This window comes from Myxacorys almedinensis A, from assembly GCF_010091945.1.
Lineage (GTDB): Bacteria > Cyanobacteriota > Cyanobacteriia > Leptolyngbyales > Leptolyngbyaceae > Myxacorys > Myxacorys almedinensis.
In genome coordinates, this window is record NZ_WVIE01000011.1 from 141,695 (window position 1) to 161,675 (window position 19,981).

Below are 19,981 nucleotides of genomic sequence, written 5' to 3' on the forward strand. Positions count from 1 at the left end.
AACGTGAGGCTTTTACCATAGATGCATTCACGAATTGAGATGGTTTTCAATTGTCAAGGAGGAAGTGGATGCGACCAATTGCCTTGAAAGTTGGCGATCTTGCTAAACAAACTGGAGTCTCGGTGCGAACATTGCACTACTACGATGAGATTGGCTTGCTCTCGCCCTCTCATCGCACTGAAGCAGGTTATCGGCTATATGGCGAAGATGACATTATTCGCTTGCAGCAAATCGTGTCCCTGCGGCAAATTGGCTTCTCGCTGGAACAAATCCGCGAGTGCCTTGGAAAAAGCGAGTTTTCACCGCATCAGGTGGTGCAATTGCATCTATCTCAACTTAAAGAGCAGATGGCGTTACAACAGCAGCTTTACGCAAAGCTGGAAGCGATCGCCACTCTCTTACAATCGACAGAGACAATCTCGATCCAGGAATTCATTCAACTCATTGAGGTAACAACAATGGTCAGCAAATACTACACTCCAGAACAACAAGACTATCTCAAAGCTAGAGGTGAACAGCTTGGCGAGGAGCAGATTCGGCAGGTTGAAGCAGAATGGCAAGAGTTGATTCAGCAAGTTCGCATAGAAATGGCAAATGGAACTGATCCAGCGAGCGAAGCTGTACAGGCGTTAGCGCGACGCTGGCAGGAACTGATTCAAGAATTCACAGGCGGCGATCCTGGAATTGCTCAATCTCTAAACCAAATGTATCAGCAAGAGGGAGCCAAGGTTGCTAGTCGAGGGGCAGTGGATACAGCCCTGATGGAATACATGAGCCGAGCGATGCAATGCTGAAGCACCTGAAGTAGAGTGGGTGAACCAAAGCGCGATCGCCCACTCTAATTAGTGATAAAATTAAGCGTCTTTAAAGCTAGACGATAGCCAGCGATTGAGGACAACATGACCACGGGCAGAAAGCTGGTAACCTTGTTGTAGACTCTCTGTCAGTCCCAATGCTTTCAATTTACGCATATCCGTTTTGAACAACTGAACCTCCCGATTCACTCTTGTTGCTAACTCGGTGGCTCTGGTGCCCGGATGATCTCGGATTAGTTTCAGCACGTTTATCGTCCAGGCTCCATGACGACTAGTTGTGTCAAGCCGCTGTAATCGATGTATTAAATCAGCAAATTCGTCATCGGTGAGAGCAATTTAGAACCGCTTTCAGGCATCTCAAATGGTGGGTACTGATAGTACCCAAAATGCAAGTCATTCTCCGCCACATAATTGCTGGAAAGTAATAGAACCGTGGGAAAAAATCGCAAAACCTCATCTTCGTTTGTGTAATCAATGCTGAGGAACTTGCGGGATAGGTCAGCTTGCATGATAGTTTGCAGATTTTTTGGTTTGAAGAATTAGGATTGTCATGAGAGCCGTCTCATCGACAAATCGACTGCGTTCTGGTAGACAGATTTGTTACGCGACGAGCTAAATCATTGAAATCACTGGATAGTTTAACTACTCCTGATTAGAACGTGATGCGTATGGAAGGCGCGCTGCGATTCGCTTCGCCATGATAAACGGCTTCGATATTGTTGCCATCGGGATCTAGGACAAACGCGGCGTAGTAGCCTGGGTGGTATCTACGCTCTCCAGGTGCGCCGTTATCCCTACCGCCGTAAGCCAAAGCAGCTTTATAGAACGCGTCCACCATGGTTCGGTCATGTGCCTGGAACGCTAAGTGATGGCGTCCGGTGAGTACCCCCTGTGCAGCCTCGCTGTCGGGCGTTGAGACGAACAACTCATCTGCCCAGAAGAATCCATTCCCGGTGCCGCCCATTGGGACATTCAGGGCATCGAAGATCGCTGCGTAGAACGTTTGGCTGGCGGAAAGGTCTTGCACGATCAGTTGGATGTGGTCGATCAAACGACCGCGATGTAATTCCTGCGTTTCCATGTCTTGCTCCTGTTGAAGATAGGTAATTACCTCTGCCATTAGTTGAAATAATGATACTCATTCAGCTTCAGTTATTGTCACTTTAGAGTGCCAATCTTCTCGGCTCAGGCGACAGACAAAGCAGTCATCGTCGCCAAATTGACGGCGATCGACACAGCAAAAACCCAGTCGTTCATAAAAGCGGTGAACACGAGTATTGCTGACTAGCGGATCAACCAGGACAGCCATGACAGTGGGATCAGCGAAACATCGGGCAAGGGCAAGCTGCATCATTTTCGTGCCATAGCCTTTGCCTAAATCCGTTTCCGCTCCAATCCAGATGTCAATCGCCCGAAGATTGTCTGCCACATCCCCCCAATAATGGCTCTCCTCACGCGCCGGATCGATAATCTGAATAAATCCGATCGCCCGACCGTTGATCTCTGCAATCAGTTGTTCCCGCCAGTCAGGCGTGCGATCGAGTTCCTCCTCCCAATGCCAATCATCATTCGGGTCTGAGGCGATTACATGGGGTTGTTCATCCCAGTGTCGCAGGAGATCCAAATCCGTAGGAGTGGCAGGACGTAAGTTCATCATGAGGGTAATTTCTGGATCGGAGAGGTGGATTTAAATTTACTTCAGTTGAAATTTGTTATAGCAGTCCTAATGCTTGAAAACTCCGACGAGTGATTTCTAACCGCTTGGCAGCATCTTGCGAATTAGGTATCGTAATATTTGTGGCAAAGAAATAGACGTTGTTCTGCTGTTCAAGATAGCCCACAATCCAGCCAATATTGGGATTGACGCTGTTGATCCAACCCGTCTTGCCACGCAGGATATAGTTCGGCGTTTTCTCAATAATCATCATGTCTTTCACCAGATCGAGCGAGCGTTGTGAAAACGGTAAATCGTTCCGCTCCAATCGTTGCAGAAACTCAATCTCTTGTTTTGGCGTAATTTGTAAAGGACCATCCAACCAGAATCGATCAATTTGATCGGGCGTACCAATCTGCTGATTCCCGTAGCCCACTTGCTCGACAAATTTCTGCATCCGCTCATGCCCATTTTTGCGGGCGAGGACTTGATAAAACCAAACCGTAGAATCTTGGAAAGCTTGACGCAAATTGGTATCCCGATTCCAGGCTGGAATTTCGCGAGTAATGCCATCCCACGTCAGCACTGAGACATTATCTCGAATCACTCCTGTTTCAAGGGAAATGAGCGCATTCAAGATTTTGAACGTCGAGCCAGGAAAGAAAGCAGTCGTATTGCGAGAGGGGTTGTGTTCGTAAAAGCGTTGGTTATTCTTGTCGTAAATGACAATCGCACCGTCTACTCCTAGTTCTTGAAACGCTTGTTCAAAGTTGGGAGCCTGTGCGATTTCAGCAGCAGGAGCACTTTGATTGGATACGGGTTGCAATTTGGGAGATCCGGACCGAGCCGAGTGCGTTGAAAGACTGATTAGACTACAAATCAACAGCAGTGCGATCGCACCACCCATAAGCCGAGATGGGTTGATGAATTTGGGTAAACGCATCTTTATCCTCGCAACGATTCAGCTTCCGGGACTACATTGGCAAGGGAGAAGATTCCAGAAAACAGGAGGGGATGTTTGTAAGTTCTGCTAACAATTCAATTGGTTAGTCCATGATTTTGATAATTTCTGATAGGAGCGCGATCGCATCGCCAATAACGTCACAACTAACCCAATCAATCCAGTCAAGGTAAATAGCAGCGCAATGCCGCGAGCGGCTCCAGTGCCAAACCAGTTACCAATCAGATCTACACCTGTCCCCGTGGTCATAAATGGGATGAAGATGAATTGGGCGATCGGGCCAATCATGAATGCGGTGAGGGGGGATGCAGCTTGCTCAATACTTTGAGCAAAGCCGAAAACGCGCCCTTGCCGTTCCAATGGAATGACGGCTTGCAGAATTGTTTGTTCTGCTGCTTCCACCACTGGAATCAAACAGAGATACATAAATAGCCCAACGGTCAGCAATACAATGGAGGCTTGAATCGTAAAGCCAATCGCAATCACCCACATCACAATATTGGCCAGAAATAGCGTCTGTAGTGGGCTTTTTCCTAAACCTCGTTTGGCAACGACTAATCCACCGACAATAAATCCCAAGCTTAAAAGCCCCCACAAAATTCCCCAAACCTGTACTGAAACCAGGGACAGACCATAGGCATCCATCAGGGACATGAAGACCCCACCCAGGAAGTTGTTGAAGCAGTTAAAGAAAATCAATCCAAATAATCCGGGGACGAGCGCGATCGCCCGAATCGTACCGCGAATGTCGATGTGTTGGGTGTGATGTTCTGTATGAATAATGCGTTGCTCAGGAATGGAGAGGATTGTCAGATGCAGGATGACGGCAACCGTTAGAGCGATCGCAAATACAAGCACCCAATACACACCCAGAAAGCCGATCGCCAATCCGCTGAAGATAGAAGCGATCAGAAATGACACACCATTTGTGGTGCCCACCAGACCATTGGCTTTGTCTCTGTCTGCTTCCGGAATCAGCAGGGTGACAAGGGTGGGCAGAGCAATTGTGCGGACATTTCCGGCGATCGCCCCCATCAAAGCCAGCACAATAAAAATCCACAGTGGAATGCTGGATACATCAGCAAAAACAGCGGGTGAAGTAGAACTAAAAATGATCTGAGCGAGTGTATATAAGATGAGGGAACAGACGCTAGACAGTAACATTGCTGTTTTCTTGCGATAGCGATCGACCAGCGATCCGAGAAAGAATCCAGAAAGGGCAACCGTTCCAACATACACACCCGCCATCACCGAAGTTGCCAGTACAGATTGAGTTTGCAGAAAAACCCAAAAGGTGACTGCAAACCAGACAAAGGTGTTGGTCAGTGCAGCCACCAGTGAGTTGACTAAGATGGCATAAAACGTTTTTGTCATTGGATATGCTTGATTCACTTATTGTCTGGCAATTGAGCGATCGCCCCTGCTTGTAAGCGGCAATAGGTTGCCCATCCTGCTACCCATACGTCGGCTGCTGAGACCAACCTGAGGGAGAGTCTTCAAAGTCTTTGTCTTGAAAATGAGCCGGGATTGTCTCTGGAAAGAGTTTCAGCAAATCTGCGTGATCTCCCTCCATCAGAAAGAAGTCATATGAACCATCTTCACGGGCGATAAATTTATCGATAGTACAAGCAATGTAGTATGTCAATCGACGCATATTCAGTTTCCTTTGATAGCGATAACAGCTGCGATCGCCAGCACTGCATAGGGTAAAACACACTTGTAGTATTATTGTAATATAATCGTGTAGTAGGGTCATTCTCTACTACTAAAGGGAGAGATCTCAATCTGCTCAACTATCCAAAAGTTAAAGTTTGTGAGTTTAGCGTGGTTCTGAATTCCAAAATTCACGGGCAGCGGTTGGTAGAATCGTCAACGGTTTGTCAAACCTTACTTCGTCAATATTTTTCCTGAGTGCTATGGCAACGGCTTGAATGGCTGTATCGGGTGCAAAGTTATGATCAGCGCGCAATGACTGGACTTCTTTGGTCATTTCAGCGCGATCGCCAAAACTGCGGTTCGTCCGCATCCCAATCTGCAACAAAAATGGCTCTCAAGACGGGTGGAAGCACTCCGGCGAAGTGAATGGCTTCTGGTAATCGTCAGCCGCCGCCGAAAGGTTTGCAAGACTCCCTGTACCATTGTGTAGGTTTGATTGGTTGTCGTGAGACCCGCAACTTCGCGGCATCCAGCAAAAACTGCTCAAATTCGATGGAGGCACGTCGATATTCAGGTGAAACTGGCATCCAAATTAGCTCCTTTCTATCGGAAATGATAATTCAAGAATTGGGTGAGTCTTTTCCAGGCATCTGCCGCTGCTGATGGGTTGTAGCCCGATCGCTCATTGCAAAAGAAGCCATGTCCTGCATCAGGATAAATCTTCAGCGTGTAGTCTTTATTCAACTCCCGGAATCGAGCGTCGATTTGTTGGATGCGATCGCTCGAAATAAACGGGTCACGTCCGCCAAAAAACAGCATTATTGGTACGGTGATGTCTTTGACTGCATCAATCCATTCATCCAACACCATGCCGTAAAACGGAGCCGCCGCTGCAATTTCATTAGAGAATTTGCAAGCCGTGAGAAAGGTCAGACCACCGCCCAGACAAAAGCCTGTAACTCCGATGCGATCGGGGTTAACCGTTGGTTGAGACTTCAAATAGGTTAAAGCAGCTTGCAGGTCGTTCTCCATCGGTTGACCGAAATCTAACCGCCACATCATCGCCATTGCCTGCTCAACCTCGTCATAGCCAAATTTGTTATCTGGCAATTCACGATAGTAAAGATCGGGGACGAGTACGACGTATCCTTCATGAGCAATCCGACTTGCCACATCTCGAACATGGGATGTTACGCCAAAAGCTTCCATCAGCAGCAAAATCGCGGGTTGACGATCAGGGCTATCTGGAACAAATCGCACCGCAGGCATTTGTCCGTCAGGTGTGGGGATGAGTACCTCAGTTTGTTGGATTTGTTGAGTTGGCATGATCTTGCTCCCAGTCATATCTACTGCAAGCTTAGAAAACGGGCGATAGCGATCGCTAGAAAAAAGTTGCGGAGTTTTTGGATAGAATTGCGCTCACATCGCGTTGCTGCGGGCAAATTGCAGAATCATCCAAACTATTGGCAGTCATCGGTTTTTGCTCAGGCTTACAGGAGTTGTTTGGGAGTCACACCCACAATGCGCTTAAAGCTTCGCGTTAGATGACTCTGATCGCAAAATCCAACTCTGATCGCAATTTCGGCAAGGCTGAGTTCACTATGTTGTAATAGATATTTTGCTTGCTCAATCCGACACTGCAAGATGTACTGATGTGGTGTAATTTTCAGTTGTTGTTTGAATAAACGCAAAAAGTGATAGGGACTGAGTTGGGCGATCGCGCTCAATTCAACCAATCTTAAATCCTGATGGAGATGTGCATGAATATACTCTGTTACCCGTTGAAGGGTCGATCGAGATAATCCGTTAGAATGATTGGAAAACCTGGGTTGTACAGTGCAATAGTTCCGTAGTAGATGAATTGCCAGGGTTGTTTTGAGACTGTCAATCAGTAAATTACTGGCGATTTTGTTGCACTGTAGCTCATCGCGCAGGGTTGAAATCATTCCTTGAATCAACGAGTCAGGCTGATTCATAAACTGCGGGATCAGTTCAATACGATCGCCTTCCACCCAATCTTGACCCACCTGTTGCAGAAGGATTGGCTCAATTGCCAGAATCACAAACTGAACTGAAGTATTCCAGTTACAGCGATGAGCTACTCCCGCTGGAATAATTGCCACATCTCCCTGGTGTCGCCTCTCACAGCACCACTGATCATCCAACCATCGTTCTCCCGTTGAGGATGCTGGCAAATCAGCGGAAATCGGCGAATACGCAATCACATGCATCGTGTGTTGATGCTCAGCAATTTCAAATTCTGGCTGGTGAAACACTTCCAGATGCAAGTGACTCCAGCCGTTGCTGGCGAAAATAGAAGGTTGAGGTAAAAGCGGACTTGCCGCATTTGCCTGTCGATAATCAATGACTGCTAGTGATCGTTTTGCCATTCCAATGCTTTTTTCTCTACCATTTGCACAAATTCGTCTTTACCATCCATATAGCCCTCAATGTTCTGGGGATACTGCTTCGCCAACTCACGCTTCAATTCGCTGTATTGTTGAGCCACATCCGGATGGGCAATCATGTAATCCCGAAACGCTAAATGACGGTTGATTTCGGGTGAACCGATTTCATAGGTATGAACATGGTGGGTTCTGATTCCAGATGGCTGTTCCTTACGGAAGTAACGCCGACCGGGAAGCCCAAATTCGCCCATTGCTTCATATCCGATCGCCGCCATCGCTGCCGTCTGGGCATCGGTTTCGTTGATATCTTTAACTTCGATCAGAAAGTCAATCACAGGCTTAGCGTAAATGCCCGGAATCGCCGTGCTACCGATGTGATGAATGGTAACAATATTTTCTCCCATGACCAGCGCAATTCGTTTGGACTCTGCTGAAAACTCCTCTCGCCATGCGGAATTGGGTGGAACAACTTCTACTTTCATTGGTCTGTTAATTCGCTCTAAACGCTTTTGGGGTTATGCCTGTGAACCGCCGAAACTGTTGACTTAAATGACTGTGATGATTAAATCCACATTGAAACGCAATTTCCATAATCGGTTGATCGGTTTGTTTTAGCAATTGTTTTGCCCGTTCAATCCGCTGTTGTAGCAGATATTGGTAAGGGGATGTGCCGATCGCCTGCTTAAACATGTGACTGAAATGAAACTGGCTCATATTCAACAACGCAGCTAAATCTGCTAATTTGATGTCGTGATCCAGATGGTCGTTCATGTAGTCTAAGACTTGTGAAAGTTGACGCTGAGGTAATCCACCTTCATACACTGTCACTTGAGGCTTGGTTGCCGCGTATTGTCTGAGTAAATGAATTGCCAGAACATTTGCCAGTGATTCAATGTAGAGCCGACTTGAGTCTTCCTGTTTGACTTCAGTCAGCAGCAGCATCCCGATCGCCTCAAGCTGAGGATCACGATTCTGAAATACGGGCAGGAGTTCCAGGCGATCGGGATTCCTGTTAATGGTTTCTTTCGCAACATTCTGGATGAAACGAGACGTAATCCGAATCAACAAGAAGCGATCGTCACTATCCCAACGAGAAAAAAACGGTACCTGGGCAGGCATGATGGAAATGTCTCCTTTGCCGTACAGCCCCGCGTAGGTCTTACCTCCCTGAACTTGCAGCAGGTGAACTGGACGAGGTGCAAGAGATAGATAAATTGCATGTTCATCGCCCTGATCAAACCTCGCTTCGCCCGCAGGTGGCTGGAATTGCTCAACTAGGACGTTTTCCCAACCCTGTTCTCGACTGGATAGAACGGGTAAGTCAGTACATTTAAGCTGACGATTAGCAGAAGCTTTCATCATGCGAACCCAATGCGTCTAGTTTCGATTGTATCCGTGTTGAGGGATTCCATCACACGCTTGAAACCGATCGCAAGATTCTGATAGTTGCACAAGAATTAGATAGTTACGCATCAATCGTTTCTCTAAGCTGGAAGGGTAACAATTCAGCAGACAAATCAGAAGGACATGCAGAAAAATTGCGTACCGACAGAAGTCCAAGACCGTGATGATGTAACGATTCCAGTTGAGATTATGGATTAACCAAGTCATATGAAACTAAGTACCGAAAGAATCATATTGCGATGGGTTCACATTCTTTTGAGCTTTCCAATTGTCGGCTACATCTATGAACCCGTAGCGGACAGATCTTATGAGGCATTTGCAACTAAGTTTGTATACATTCCAATTGTTGTCCTATCTGGACTTTGGATGTGGAAAGGACAGGTGATTCGACAGTGGTTCAGACGTTAAAACAGGCAGTCTAAGTTTAATAGACTGCCTCTATGCAACATAGGCTAGTCCGCCAAACTGACATTAATCCCTAGGAGGTTTATGGCAACTGCTAACAATTTGCACTTCCCCTTAATGCTTGTCGCTGCACTCGGCTGTGGACTAAATGCAGGCGTGTTCTTCGCTTTCTCCACCTTCGTGATGCCTGCTCTCGCCCGTCTCCAGCCGCCTCAGGGCATTGCCGCGATGCAATCAATGAACATTACGGCGATTAATCCGTTATTCATGATCGCGTTGTTTGGAACGGCTTTCGCTTGCCTTTTTCTAGCGGTCTCCGTTTTGTTTAAGTGGCACCAACCGAGTGCCTTCTATTTGCTAGCGGGTAGCCTACTCTACCTGATTGGCGCGATCGCAGTGACGATTACCGAAGGGAACTTGCTTCGCAAACCGCATTCAATGTGCCGCTGAATGATGCTTTGGCGAGCGTGAAGCCCGACAGTCCAGAAGGGGCAACACTCTGGGCAAGATACTTGACCGATTGGACATTCTGGAACCATGTTCGGACGATCGCAGCATTGGCAGCGGCAGCATTGTTCACGATCATGCCGTTAAAGTAGCTCCAGTACCCTATTGGTCTAACATTTCTCTCAGTTGCTCATGCAATTTTTTAACGACATCCGCTGCATTTTGCAGTTGGGCAGCATCTTGCTGTTTGGCTAATGTTTCAGCAAGTTTGGCAATGCGATCGCTCATTTCCTGAAAAACTATATCGCCCCTAGATGTGAGACGTAATAGTTTGGATCGTTTGTGAGCAGGATTATTCACCAACTCAATCACACCATCCTTGAGCATCTCATTGGCTAGCTTCTGCACACTCTGACGCGGCACATAACGATAACGGGCAATCTGCGGCACCGTTTGAGGTCCGTAGATTTTCAAAAGGCGTAAAACACTCCAATAACCCTCTCCTGAAGGTGAAACAACTTCAATTCGCATCCCTTCTGCTCGCAGTAGAAAGAAGGCTGCCACAATTTCAATGATTAAATCCTCAATCGCCCGTCCCGCTTCAGTTCTCTTCGTGACTCGCTTTGCCATTGACGTTGATTTTTACAAAGATTCTTACAAAAGTTGATACTCTACAATGACAATCAATAGTCAAAATGACAATCAGTTGTCATAATTCAATTATGACTGGTTTCAGCGATGCCATCAACGTAACAGAGCATTTTATTGGAGGAGGATGCATCATGTTTTTGAGAACCTGGCGCTTCATTACGCTCATTCTGGCTGCATTAACGATGGGAACTGCCTATGCTCACGCACTAGAGTTACCTGCCAAAATGAATTACGATGCAACGCTTTGGACCACCATTAATCAAAGCTTATATTGGGGGTTTGGACATATTGGTGGACCGATCGAGGGCATAACTGTCTTCCTGGCAGCACCCATCCTGACGTTCCTGGTTCGTAAACGCCAACCTGCTTTCCAATGGACACTGGCTGGCACAATCTGCTTTGCCTTAGCCTTCTTCGTGGTTTTTCTGCTGTTTACAGAACCGATGAATCGGGAGATCTTTCAATGGACTCCTCAATCAGTTCCTACAAATTGGATGCAAGTTCGCAACCAGTGGGAGTATTCTCACGTTGCACGATTCGTTCTGCAACTGATTGGGCTGTGTGCGCTCCAGGTTTCACTGCTAGTTGAAACTCCAATTGGGCGATTACCCAAAGGGGAACTTGCTTCGCAAACGCGCCACTCTGTTACTCCTGAAGTCGCCCCACTGACCAACGTTAAAGGGAGAACTTAAAGCCATGAGACGCATACAAACGTGGCGATTTATTACCCTCCTGATCACCTCGCTGAGTCTCAGTCCATCGATGGCGCACTTACTCGAATTGCCCCAACGAATGAAGTTTGACCAGCAGCTTTGGGTACGAGTAACGGTGTTTGAAAATGTTTATCGCTTTTTTGGTTCCGTGGGCGCAATGTTTGAAATCGGTGCAATTCTGGCGGCGATCGTGCTGACTACTCTCGTTCGTAAACATCATTCAGTTTTCTACTGGACTTTAGCCGGAACCCTATTTTTGGTACTGGCACTTGTGAGTTGGATACTGTTTGTGGCACCGATGAATGCTGAGTTCGCGCAATGGCTGACGAATCCAGTTCCAGCAAACTGGACACGTTATCGAAATCAATGGGAGTATGCTCATGCTATTAATGCCGTCATCAAACTCCTGGGGCTAAGCTTGCTGGTGATTTCTGTGTTGATTGAAATACCCAGGAAGAAAACTGTCGATTATTCATAAGCCAACGACACCCAATGGCAAAGAATTTTACAGTGCGTTTGCCGCGTTCTCAGCCTTAGCGAAAGCATTGACGTAAAGCAAATAGAGTTTCAGTACAAAAGTTCACGAAATATAGTGGAGGCTGACCTTGACAGATCAAAGTAGTACATTTAACCTATTAGTTAATTAACTGCGCGGTTAAATTTTAAGTGTCTACGGGTTCCCTGAGTATCACCCTTGCTACCCTTGCCGATCCCACTCGTCGAGCAATTTTGGCGCAACTCGCTCAGGGAGAAGCGACCGTCACAGAACTCGCCGAACCTTTTGAGATCAGTTTACCTGCCGTTTCCAAGCACCCCAAAGTGTTAGAACGTGCCCATTTGATCACCCGCAGCCGCGACGCCCAATGGCGACCCTGCTGCCTCAATCCAGAACCGCTGAAGGATTTGGCAGACTGGCTGGAACACTATCGTCAATTTTGGGAACACAGTTTCGATCGCCTGGACGAATATTTACAAGAGTTGCAGGCACAAGAATCACAACAAGATGGCAAAGATTAATGCGATCGCATCGATTGCACAAGTCAATGCCATTATTATCCCTCTTAATTTAGGTGAACTCTATGCAAAAAATCGTTCCTTGTTTGTGGTTTAACGGCGACGCAGAGGAAGCGGCGCAGTTCTATGTTTCGTTACTACCCGATTCACGAATCGACCGCGTCTTGAAGTCTCCGGCTGACACACCGAGCGGACCTGCCGGTATGGTGTTGACCGTCGAATTCACGCTGGCCGGGACGAAGTATATGGGGCTGAATGGCGGCCCGCAGTTTCCTTTCACTGAAGCCGTGTCGTTCCAGATCTACTGTGAAAATCAGTCTGAGGTTGATCGACTTTGGGCTGCCCTTGCCGACGGCGGATCAGAAGTCGCCTGCGGCTGGATTAAAGATCGTTGGGGGCTTTTCTGGCAGATTGTTCCGACTCGGATGATCGAATTACTGAATGATCGCGACACAGAACGTGCCCGACGAGCGCAAGAAGCAATGATGAAAATGGTCAAGATTGACATATCCGAGATTGAGCGAGCGGCAAACGGATGACCTTCACCAACTCATTTAGAACGCAAATTATGGGATAACAATGCACAGCGTCGTGTAACACCATACCGAACAGCATAAGGAGCGAGCCAATGATAGCCAGCGACGACCTGAATTCGCAGCGTTTCTACCATGGCACGAAGGCAGACCTGAAGTCGGGGGATCTGATCGTGCCCGGCTATCATTCCAACTTTGGTAAGAGAAAGAAGGCAACCTACGTCTATCTAACCGCCACATTGGATGCAGCTACCTGGGGGGCTGAGCTAGCCCTCGGCGAAGGTTCCGGCAAAATCTACATAGTAGAACCGACCGGCCCGATTGAAGATGACCCTAATCTAACAGACAAGAAGTACCCAGGCAATCCGACGAAGTCGTACCGCTCCCGGAATCCGCTTCGGGTCACGGGAGCGGTCATGGATTGGCAGGGGCACTCACCCGAACAGATCAAAGCCATGAAGGACAACCTTGAGCGACTTAGGCAACTTGGTGTTGAGGCAATCGAGGACTGAGCATGTTCATATTCTGTATTCAGTCGGCTGAACATCGGCAGGGGCATTTGGAATCTGGAATGGAAACTGGAATGCGAGTAACCCGCGATCGCCTGAATGAACATCTACAAGGAGTTAAATAATGGCTGAACTGACTTTAACAACGCTTTTGACCCTGGATGGAGTCATGCAGGCTCCCGGTGGTTCCAATGAAGATATGACTGGGGACTTTCCCTATGGAGGTTGGGTTTTTCTCCATTGGGACGAGGAGTCGAGAAGAACGATAGATGACATCTTCTCAAAAGCCGAAGCGTTTTTACTGGGACGAACCACTTATGACATTTTCGCCGCTTACTGGTCCCGCAATACTGATACATACGAACTCGTTGCCAATCAATTGAATTCCTTACCAAAGTATGTCGCTTCGCGCACACAAACAACCTTTGATTGGCATGGCTCCTCACTCATTCGCAACGTTGTTGGGGAAGTCGGTGAACTGAAGCAACACTATTCAGGCGAAATTCAGGTTCACGGCAGTTGTGGACTTGCTCAGACGCTGATTCAGCATGACCTGATTGACGAATATCGGTTGCTCATCTTTCCTGTCATCCTCGGAACTGGTAAACGGCTCTTCGGTTCTGGCACCGTTCCATCCTCGCTTAGACTGGTCACTTCCAGTAGTACAAGTAAAGGCACAATTGTCAGTGTCTACCGTCCTGCGGGAAAGCTCCAGACTGGTTCGTTTGCCCTTGATTGACTTGAAGGAAGAGAAACACAAACCAAACCCGGTACATCTCGATAGAATTTATCACTCACACCAAAAACACACCATTGGAGAAACCATGTCTAAGCAAATCTTTGTGAACCTACCTGTGAAAGACCTCAATCAATCTGTGGAGTTCTTTACGAAACTTGGATTTAGTTTTAACCCTCAATTCACCGACGAAACGGCAACTTGCATGATTGTGAGTGATGACATCTTTGTCATGCTACTGACCCACGACAAATTCAAAACATTCACACCCAATGCCATTTGTGATGCGACGAAAAGCACTGAAGTATTAGTGAGTTTGTCGAGTGAAAGTCGAACTGCTGTTGATGACATCGTGAGTAAGGCGATCGCGGCTGGCGGCACAACCTACAACGAACCACAAGATTACGGGTTTATGTACGCTCACGGGTTCCAAGATTTAGACGGACACATTTGGGAAATCATGTACATGCAACCCAGTGCAGTCAATCAGAGCTAGGGTCTGTTTTAAAACATGCCCTAGACGTTGATCAGTAAAGTGCTGCATGGGAGAAGAAATATGGTTGCCAAAGATGGGGAGGGTGTTGCCACATCGGAGCGTGAACTCACAATTACTCGTGTGTTTAATGCACCCCAGAGTTTGGTGTTCAAAGTTTGGACTCAACCAAAACACTTCTCCCGCTGGTTAGAGCCAAAGGATTTTACGACCATCGGCTGCCAAATGATTGTGCAGGTTGGTGGGATGTATCGAGCCTGTATTCGTTCGGCTTCGCCGTCCCAAAGGGAATCGCCCGAAGGCACCGACCATTGGATGCAGGGCGTGTATCGCGAAATCATTGAACCAGAGCGCATAATCTTCACGTTTGCCTGGGAAAATGAGAACAGCCAGCCCAAAAATGAAACGCTGGTCACAGTGATATTTACAGAACAGAATAATCAGACGTTGATGACCTTCCATCAAGCCATCTTCGAGTCTACTGAGTCGCGTAATTCACACCATTCCGGCTGGTCTGAGTGTTTCGATCGCCTCAATGCATACCTGGCAAATACAATGTCAGGAAAAACTTAATGAAAAAGATCTTTAGCAAGGATGCCACACCAATTGCTGTGAGCGATCGCTTCTACCCAGATCTTGAACACCAGTTTGGGGACTTCAAAGGCAAGCGTCGGGTTTCACACTATACCTTTACCCGCTATCCAATGTTGTGGGAGAAAAAAGTATGAAGATTAAACTCAACAGTATCTTTGTCGATAACCAGGAAAAAGCTTTGAAGTTCTACACAGAGATTTTGGGCTTTGTGAAAAAAACAGATCTCCCAGCCGGAGATTATCGATGGTTAACGGTTGTTTCTCCGGAGGAGCCAGATGGAACTGAATTGCTGCTGGAACCGAACCAGAACCCAGTTGCCAAAACTTATCAAGCCGGGATTTTTGAACAGGGCATCCCTGCAACCGCCTTTGCAGTTGAGAATGTTCAAGCGGAATACAAACGGCTGCAAATGCTTGGCGTTACCTTCCACTCTGAGCCGACAATAATGGGAGAGGTCACGATGGCTGTATTCAACGATACCTGTGGCAATTTGATCTGTTTAGCGGATAAAAGCGCTGGGGTCTAGGCTGAAGTACCTTCGGTGAATTAATTTGGATAGGTGTAAACTGCCTGGAAGCAATGGCTCATGTTATCAAACAGTATCAAGAAAACTGATCTACTCGATACTGTTTTGGAGTGATGCCTGTCAGTTGTCGAACTTGTTTGCTCAAATGGCTGTGACTGTTGAATCCACAGAGGAGGGCAATGTCCATGATGAAGCGATCGCCCTCTTTCAACAACTGCTTTGCTCGTTCAATTCGCTGTTGTAGCAGATCTTGATAGGGAGTGATACCAAGCGATTGTTTGAATAAATTGCTGAAGTGAAACTGACTCATACTGAGTTGATTCGCTAAATCAGCCAGTTTGATGTCGCGATCGAGATGTTCATGAATATAATTCAGGATGTGTAACAGTTGACGCTGAGATAATCCACCTTTGTAAATGGGAAGCTGCACTTTAGTGGCGGCATATTGTCTGAGCGAGGATCAAAAATGGAATCACGAAGAAGAGAAATTGTTGTAGTAGGAGCTAGCCGAGGGATCGGTGCGGCTATAGCCCAGCACTTTACCCAAAAAGGTGCTTCTATAGTCTCAATCTCCAGAGGTCAGCCAGTTGCGGGAAAGTGGATTCAAGCCGATATTTCTACTCCAGAAGGAATCAAGTCAATTGTCAGGAGTATTGGTGAATCAACGGTTGATGCCCTTTTGTTTATGGGGGGAGTTTGGGAAAACGGTGCATTTACCGAGCAATATGACTTTATGACCAGCCCAGATGAAGAAACTCGCTTTGTGATAGCTGTCAATACTATTGCGCCGATCGAACTCACCAAGCAACTTGTCAAGAATCTTGCTAAATCTGACAATCCTAGAGCGATATTTATTGGCGCACTATCCGCATTGGATAACTCTCCAACAATCGAGGTAGCGAATACCGCATCTAAATTTGGGTTGAGAGGAGCAGCCCAGTCATTGAGGCTAGCTCTTCGTGATTACAAGATTGGTATTACGGTCATCAACCCAGGTAATGTTGCCACAGAAGAAGTTATGGCAGACATTGGAGAAGGTAGATTTGCGGCACAAATCCCAATCCCACTTTCAGATGTCATCTCTGCAATTGAGTGGATTTTAATGCTTTCAAATATGGTTGATGTTGGGGAGATCAATCTGTATCAGAAAGGTTAATCGAGAAATATTTTCGGCAGATACAGAATGCAGATTTCTAGAGAAACTTTGAAATCTAAAAACCCCTAAGCGGATTTCCTAAAAGGAGTTAACTCATGCAACCCGTATTGTTTTATGGTGTGCCGCAAGGCAGTTCGTTCGGGTCGATCGTCGCACTGGAATGGTTAGGTCAACCTTATCAACTGTGTCGTATTGAAATGCTTCAGCAACCCTGGGACAAACTCTACAGCTATATCAACCCGCTGTACTTGACTCCTGCACTGCTGCTAGAGAACGGACAGGTGCTAACTGAAAGCCTTGCAATTTTGTTGCATCTGGCTAACCGGGGGTTGGAGCAAGGGCTAGGTTTTCGTCAGGGAACGCGAGAGTTCGATCGCCTTAATCAGACGCTAGCCTACCTCAACACCGACTTCTACTCAGCGTTTAACCCGTTCTGGATGGTGTATGAGATGCAAGATTTGGAGGACTGCGATCGCGAACTGCTGAGGACACTCGGACAGAAGGAAGTCGCCAAAAACTGTATGTACCTGAATACGTTGCTTGCCGATCGCCAGTGGCTATTGGGCGGCGAAACCCACACCGTAGCCGATGCCTATTTGACCGGAATTGGTCGTTGGGTGGACTACCATCATCTCTTTAATTTGCAATAGGAGTATCCACATCTACACAGGTATTTACAGAAGCTAAAGTCTGACCCTGCTGTCAAGTTTGCTGAGGCAATTGAAAACAAACAGGCGGCGATCGCGAGCGGCAAGTTTATGGGGCATATGACGTTGGCAGAACTACGTGCTGCTTCACAGATACCGCAAGGGTCGCGCCTGATTGCGTAGGTTGCACGTGAATCAGTATTACACCAAAGAGGTGCAGGAATAGTTGATAGAGGATTGGTTAAATCGACTCTAGGCGTAGAGAGCCGTGAATTTCTCAAACTTGCAGTTCCTTTAGCCAGTGCCCAAGTTGCCCAAGCAGATGTAGGTTTTGTAGATACCCTGGTGATGGGACACTTGGGTGCGGAAAGTCTAGCAGCAGGCGGATTAGCCTCAACCACCTTTCAGCTTTTGTTGAATATTGCCAGTGGCATCGTTATGGCGGTGAGTCCGTTGGTAGTTGAGGCTTATGGGGCAGGACGAAAATCGCAAATTGCGCAAATTGCGCATCAAGGACTATGGCTATCGCTGTTTCTGGGTATCCCTCTAATAGTTGCAATTGCCCATTTGGATGCAATGCTCCGTTTGCTGCAACAACCCACCGAAGTCATTTCTCTGGCAAAGCCCTATTTCCACTTCATTTTGTGGGGAACTTTTCCAGCATTAGGGTTTACGATGCTGAGAGGCTATGTATCAGCGCTTTCTCAAGCTCATGTTGTTGACCGTCGTTGTCATGCTTGGGACGCTGTTTAATGCCATCGGTAACGATGCGTTAGGCTTCAGTAAATTTGGCTTTCCCCGTATGGAGTTGGCAGGTTTAGGGTTAGGGACATTACCTTTATTCACATCGAAAAGGAGGTGTATGGCGAGCAAAAATTGGCAGAATCGATCGCCAATGCTCGTACAAAAATTGCTCAACTGGTTGGTGAATGAGAAGACGATGGCGATTGCAGATTTTTCGTCTCCTCTTGCAGCACAGCAATACTTTGACTAACAAAGCTTTGAATGACTGCAAGCTCCTGCTCACTATAGCGTGAGAGCAGTGTTTGCATCTGCTGACTCATTGACGCAAATAACGGCGCAATTTCACGCTCCATTTTTTCCAGATTTGGGTAGATCATGACTTTGCGGCGATCGCTCGGATCGCGTTCACGCCTGACAAATCCAATTTTTTCCAGTCTGTCAACCAAACCCGTAATAGCTCCAGTGGTCAGTCCAGTCAATTCAGCCAGTTGTCCGGCGGTAAGTGCACCTGCCCTACTCAAGAGGTCTAGGGCTTTATGTTCAGTCGCACTTAATCTCACCTTTTCTGCGATCGCGGCATGAAACATCAGTGTTCGAGCGCTGAGTTCGCGACCTAATTGCAGATTTGCCATGAGCAGATCTGATCGGTTCGACCGTTTCCTTGACAATCTCCATCTCTCCTCTTAGTATGTTGATATCTTAGTTATTAAGATGTTTAGAATTTGAGAATAATAAACACTAAGATAATTAGTGAAATTCTAGCATCAGAATTGCTTCTGCGAGTTTCTCTGCAAGCACATTTTAGGAGGCTGTCATGGCTGATTTAGACCGGAATTTCAAAAACACTTCAGATCCTCGCCTCAAAGTGACCTGTACCATGTGGGGATTTGCCACCGGAATGTTTGCACTCTGCATTCCACTAGCTGCTCTAACTAGAGGTGCGGCAATCATCCCTGCGGCGGTTGCTTTAGGAGCCGGAGCGGGGACAGTTGCAGTTTGGCGTTCGGAACGCCACTCCCAGCACGGGCTTGCGGCTGAGCAAAATGTGCGATCGCTAGAAGAACGAATTGCCAACCTGGAAGCGATCGCCAGTAGTGCAGAGTTAGAGATTCAGCATCAGTTCAAACAACTGGAGTTGCAGAATCATCACAAGTAGACTTTTCCAGCATGGGTACGATCGAAGCAATCGCCAATTTAATGAGATTTCAGATTGTGGCGTCTATGGATTATTACGTCAGGAGTGGCGATCATGAATCTACAAAATTATTCAATTTCACCTGAACGTCAGAAGAGAAAAGCAGGTGAGTTCATTGTCCCAGCCCGCTAGTCGAAACTACCCACTTTAGTGGGAGACTTTAGTTGCTACACAGGTGCCGATGGCTGCAAAAGGAGAGCAGGGTAGGTTTGAGAAAAACCATCATGAGCGAGCAACGCCGAGGCAACCATACCGTGACTCGATTGACCGTGCATCTTGTCTGGGTGACAAAGTATCGATACCCCGTGCTGACAGGAGAGATCCAGAAGCGGGGTCGAGAACTGATCATGCAGATTTGCGATGCGGAAGACGTGAAGATCCTCAAGGGTGTGGTGAGCAAAGACCATGTGCATATGCACATTGAGTATCCACCGTCAAAATCTATTAGTGATTTGGTGCGGCGGATCAAGGGGCGCACGTCGCGATTGCTCCAGCAAGAATATCGGGAGTTAGAGAAGCGGTATTGGGGGAAGCACTTTTGGGCAATTGGATATGGGGCGTGGAGTACAGGCAATCTACCGGAGGAATTAGTGCAAGAGTATCTGGAACATCATCGAAATCCATCAAACCAGGATCACGACAATTTCGTGCTGGAATGAGTTGACTTGGGCTTTCAGCCCTGGAGGAACCTATGCACTGAAAGTGCATAGTGGTTGAGTT

The 19,981-nt window shown here is 47.2% G+C and carries 32 protein-coding genes; 18 read left to right on the forward strand and 14 right to left on the reverse strand.

The genetic code is table 11. The features are described 5' to 3' along the window. Positions 1-68 precede the first annotated feature (68 nt). Entirely contained in the window at positions 69-794 is a 726-nt protein-coding gene (locus tag GS601_RS11595; RefSeq protein WP_162423440.1) for a MerR family transcriptional regulator, read from the forward strand. A gap of 323 nt (positions 795-1,117) precedes the next feature. Here the strand turns inward: GS601_RS11595 and GS601_RS11600 are convergent, their stop codons facing one another. From GS601_RS11600 to GS601_RS11650, 11 genes are all read right to left on the reverse strand, one after another. Further along, positions 1,118-1,324: a hypothetical protein gene (locus tag GS601_RS11600; RefSeq protein WP_162423441.1), complete on the reverse strand. Its 207-nt coding sequence runs from the start codon at positions 1,322-1,324 to the stop codon at positions 1,118-1,120. Between the two features lie 143 nt (positions 1,325-1,467). Further along, complete coding sequence (locus GS601_RS11605) at positions 1,468-1,935, reverse strand: VOC family protein (RefSeq protein WP_238393217.1); 468 nt, start codon at positions 1,933-1,935, stop codon at positions 1,468-1,470. 18 nt (positions 1,936-1,953) lie between these two features. Then, positions 1,954-2,472 carry a GNAT family N-acetyltransferase gene (locus tag GS601_RS11610; RefSeq protein ID WP_162423442.1) on the reverse strand — a complete coding sequence of 173 codons (519 nt, stop codon included), beginning with the start codon at positions 2,470-2,472 and terminating at the stop codon, positions 1,954-1,956. 55 nt (positions 2,473-2,527) lie between these two features. Continuing rightward, positions 2,528-3,412: a class D beta-lactamase gene (blaOXA, locus tag GS601_RS11615; protein ID WP_238393218.1), complete on the reverse strand. Its 885-nt coding sequence runs from the start codon at positions 3,410-3,412 to the stop codon at positions 2,528-2,530. 87 nt (positions 3,413-3,499) lie between these two features. Beyond that, positions 3,500-4,804 carry an MFS transporter gene (locus GS601_RS11620; protein ID WP_162423443.1) on the reverse strand — a complete coding sequence of 435 codons (1,305 nt, stop codon included), beginning with the start codon at positions 4,802-4,804 and terminating at the stop codon, positions 3,500-3,502. A 79-nt stretch (positions 4,805-4,883) separates the two neighbouring features. Continuing rightward, a complete protein-coding gene (locus tag GS601_RS23210; protein WP_238393219.1) occupies positions 4,884-5,084 on the reverse strand; it encodes a hypothetical protein in 201 nt (66 codons plus the stop codon). A gap of 165 nt (positions 5,085-5,249) precedes the next feature. Further along, positions 5,250-5,456 carry a DUF2267 domain-containing protein gene (locus GS601_RS23215; RefSeq protein WP_238393220.1) on the reverse strand — a complete coding sequence of 69 codons (207 nt, stop codon included), beginning with the start codon at positions 5,454-5,456 and terminating at the stop codon, positions 5,250-5,252. 233 nt (positions 5,457-5,689) lie between these two features. Next, positions 5,690-6,412 carry a dienelactone hydrolase family protein gene (locus GS601_RS11635; protein WP_162423444.1) on the reverse strand — a complete coding sequence of 241 codons (723 nt, stop codon included), beginning with the start codon at positions 6,410-6,412 and terminating at the stop codon, positions 5,690-5,692. Positions 6,413-6,576: 164 nt separating this feature from the next. Next, entirely contained in the window at positions 6,577-7,476 is a 900-nt protein-coding gene (locus tag GS601_RS11640) for a helix-turn-helix domain-containing protein (RefSeq protein WP_162423445.1), read from the reverse strand. Then, entirely contained in the window at positions 7,458-7,976 is a 519-nt protein-coding gene (locus GS601_RS11645; protein ID WP_162423446.1) for a GrpB family protein, read from the reverse strand. The genes GS601_RS11640 and GS601_RS11645 overlap by 19 nt, the downstream gene beginning before the upstream one ends. Positions 7,977-7,983: 7 nt before the next feature. Then, entirely contained in the window at positions 7,984-8,856 is an 873-nt protein-coding gene (locus GS601_RS11650; protein ID WP_238393221.1) for a helix-turn-helix domain-containing protein, read from the reverse strand. Positions 8,857-9,387: 531 nt separating this feature from the next. Between GS601_RS11650 and GS601_RS23595 the strand changes: the two genes are divergently transcribed. Together GS601_RS23595 and GS601_RS23600 are read left to right on the forward strand one after the other, a co-directional pair. Continuing rightward, positions 9,388-9,753 (forward strand): anthrone oxygenase family protein, encoded by a 366-nt coding sequence (locus GS601_RS23595; protein WP_274381968.1) that lies wholly within the window; start codon positions 9,388-9,390, stop codon positions 9,751-9,753. Next, positions 9,744-9,902, forward strand: coding sequence for an anthrone oxygenase family protein (locus tag GS601_RS23600; protein WP_338017020.1), 159 nt, complete (start codon positions 9,744-9,746; stop codon positions 9,900-9,902). Before GS601_RS23595 ends, GS601_RS23600 begins: the two co-directional genes overlap by 10 nt. A 10-nt stretch (positions 9,903-9,912) precedes the next feature. Here the strand turns inward: GS601_RS23600 and GS601_RS11660 are convergent, their stop codons facing one another. Further along, positions 9,913-10,380, reverse strand: coding sequence for a MarR family winged helix-turn-helix transcriptional regulator (locus GS601_RS11660; RefSeq protein WP_162423448.1), 468 nt, complete (start codon positions 10,378-10,380; stop codon positions 9,913-9,915). 152 nt (positions 10,381-10,532) lie between these two features. Here GS601_RS11660 and GS601_RS11665 point away from each other — a divergent pair, with 152 nt between their 5' ends. The 10 genes from GS601_RS11665 to GS601_RS11710 all read left to right on the forward strand — a co-directional run bounded on the left by GS601_RS11665 (position 10,533) and on the right by GS601_RS11710 (position 15,519). After that, positions 10,533-11,093 (forward strand): anthrone oxygenase family protein, encoded by a 561-nt coding sequence (locus GS601_RS11665; protein WP_162423449.1) that lies wholly within the window; start codon positions 10,533-10,535, stop codon positions 11,091-11,093. Positions 11,094-11,097: 4 nt separating this feature from the next. Beyond that, a complete protein-coding gene (locus tag GS601_RS11670; protein ID WP_162423450.1) occupies positions 11,098-11,592 on the forward strand; it encodes a DUF1772 domain-containing protein in 495 nt (164 codons plus the stop codon). A 188-nt stretch (positions 11,593-11,780) separates the two neighbouring features. Beyond that, complete coding sequence (locus tag GS601_RS11675) at positions 11,781-12,131, forward strand: metalloregulator ArsR/SmtB family transcription factor (RefSeq protein ID WP_162423451.1); 351 nt, start codon at positions 11,781-11,783, stop codon at positions 12,129-12,131. A 62-nt stretch (positions 12,132-12,193) separates the two neighbouring features. Further along, on the forward strand, positions 12,194-12,667 hold the full coding sequence (locus GS601_RS11680; RefSeq protein ID WP_162423452.1) for a VOC family protein: 474 nt from the start codon (positions 12,194-12,196) through the stop codon (positions 12,665-12,667). An 89-nt stretch (positions 12,668-12,756) separates the two neighbouring features. Further along, positions 12,757-13,173, forward strand: a complete 417-nt coding sequence (gene arr / locus GS601_RS11685; protein ID WP_162423453.1) for an NAD(+)--rifampin ADP-ribosyltransferase — start codon at positions 12,757-12,759, stop codon at positions 13,171-13,173. Positions 13,174-13,294: 121 nt separating this feature from the next. Beyond that, positions 13,295-13,909 carry a dihydrofolate reductase family protein gene (locus tag GS601_RS11690; RefSeq protein ID WP_162423454.1) on the forward strand — a complete coding sequence of 205 codons (615 nt, stop codon included), beginning with the start codon at positions 13,295-13,297 and terminating at the stop codon, positions 13,907-13,909. Positions 13,910-13,994: 85 nt separating this feature from the next. Beyond that, a complete protein-coding gene (locus tag GS601_RS11695; protein ID WP_162423455.1) occupies positions 13,995-14,402 on the forward strand; it encodes a VOC family protein in 408 nt (135 codons plus the stop codon). A gap of 60 nt (positions 14,403-14,462) precedes the next feature. Then, the gene (locus tag GS601_RS11700; protein WP_162423456.1) at positions 14,463-14,972 is read left to right on the forward strand and encodes an SRPBCC domain-containing protein; all 510 of its coding nucleotides are present in this window, start codon (positions 14,463-14,465) and stop codon (positions 14,970-14,972) included. Beyond that, a complete protein-coding gene (locus GS601_RS11705) occupies positions 14,972-15,127 on the forward strand; it encodes a hypothetical protein (protein ID WP_162423457.1) in 156 nt (51 codons plus the stop codon). Before GS601_RS11700 ends, GS601_RS11705 begins: the two co-directional genes overlap by 1 nt. After that, positions 15,124-15,519 carry a VOC family protein gene (locus tag GS601_RS11710; RefSeq protein ID WP_162423458.1) on the forward strand — a complete coding sequence of 132 codons (396 nt, stop codon included), beginning with the start codon at positions 15,124-15,126 and terminating at the stop codon, positions 15,517-15,519. Before GS601_RS11705 ends, GS601_RS11710 begins: the two co-directional genes overlap by 4 nt. Positions 15,520-15,595: 76 nt before the next feature. Here GS601_RS11710 and GS601_RS11715 read toward each other — a convergent pair whose 3' ends face one another. Then, complete coding sequence (locus GS601_RS11715) at positions 15,596-15,949, reverse strand: AraC family transcriptional regulator (RefSeq protein WP_162423459.1); 354 nt, start codon at positions 15,947-15,949, stop codon at positions 15,596-15,598. Positions 15,950-15,985: 36 nt separating this feature from the next. Between GS601_RS11715 and GS601_RS11720 the strand changes: the two genes are divergently transcribed. From GS601_RS11720 to GS601_RS11730, 3 genes are all read left to right on the forward strand, one after another. Beyond that, entirely contained in the window at positions 15,986-16,675 is a 690-nt protein-coding gene (locus tag GS601_RS11720; protein WP_162423460.1) for an SDR family oxidoreductase, read from the forward strand. Between the two features lie 95 nt (positions 16,676-16,770). Further along, entirely contained in the window at positions 16,771-17,325 is a 555-nt protein-coding gene (locus GS601_RS11725; protein ID WP_202925025.1) for a glutathione S-transferase N-terminal domain-containing protein, read from the forward strand. Between the two features lie 234 nt (positions 17,326-17,559). Continuing rightward, a complete protein-coding gene (locus tag GS601_RS11730; RefSeq protein ID WP_202925026.1) occupies positions 17,560-18,075 on the forward strand; it encodes an MATE family efflux transporter in 516 nt (171 codons plus the stop codon). 161 nt (positions 18,076-18,236) lie between these two features. On the opposite strand, the gene GS601_RS11735 is transcribed toward GS601_RS11730, so the two are convergent. Then, a complete protein-coding gene (locus GS601_RS11735; protein ID WP_162423461.1) occupies positions 18,237-18,698 on the reverse strand; it encodes a MarR family transcriptional regulator in 462 nt (153 codons plus the stop codon). Between the two features lie 182 nt (positions 18,699-18,880). On the opposite strand from GS601_RS11735, the gene GS601_RS11740 reads away from it, so the two are divergent. Together GS601_RS11740 and tnpA are read left to right on the forward strand one after the other, a co-directional pair. Continuing rightward, complete coding sequence (locus tag GS601_RS11740; protein ID WP_162423462.1) at positions 18,881-19,222, forward strand: hypothetical protein; 342 nt, start codon at positions 18,881-18,883, stop codon at positions 19,220-19,222. Positions 19,223-19,485: 263 nt separating this feature from the next. Next, positions 19,486-19,920, forward strand: coding sequence for an IS200/IS605 family transposase (gene tnpA, locus GS601_RS11745; protein WP_162423463.1), 435 nt, complete (start codon positions 19,486-19,488; stop codon positions 19,918-19,920). Positions 19,921-19,981 lie beyond the last annotated feature (61 nt).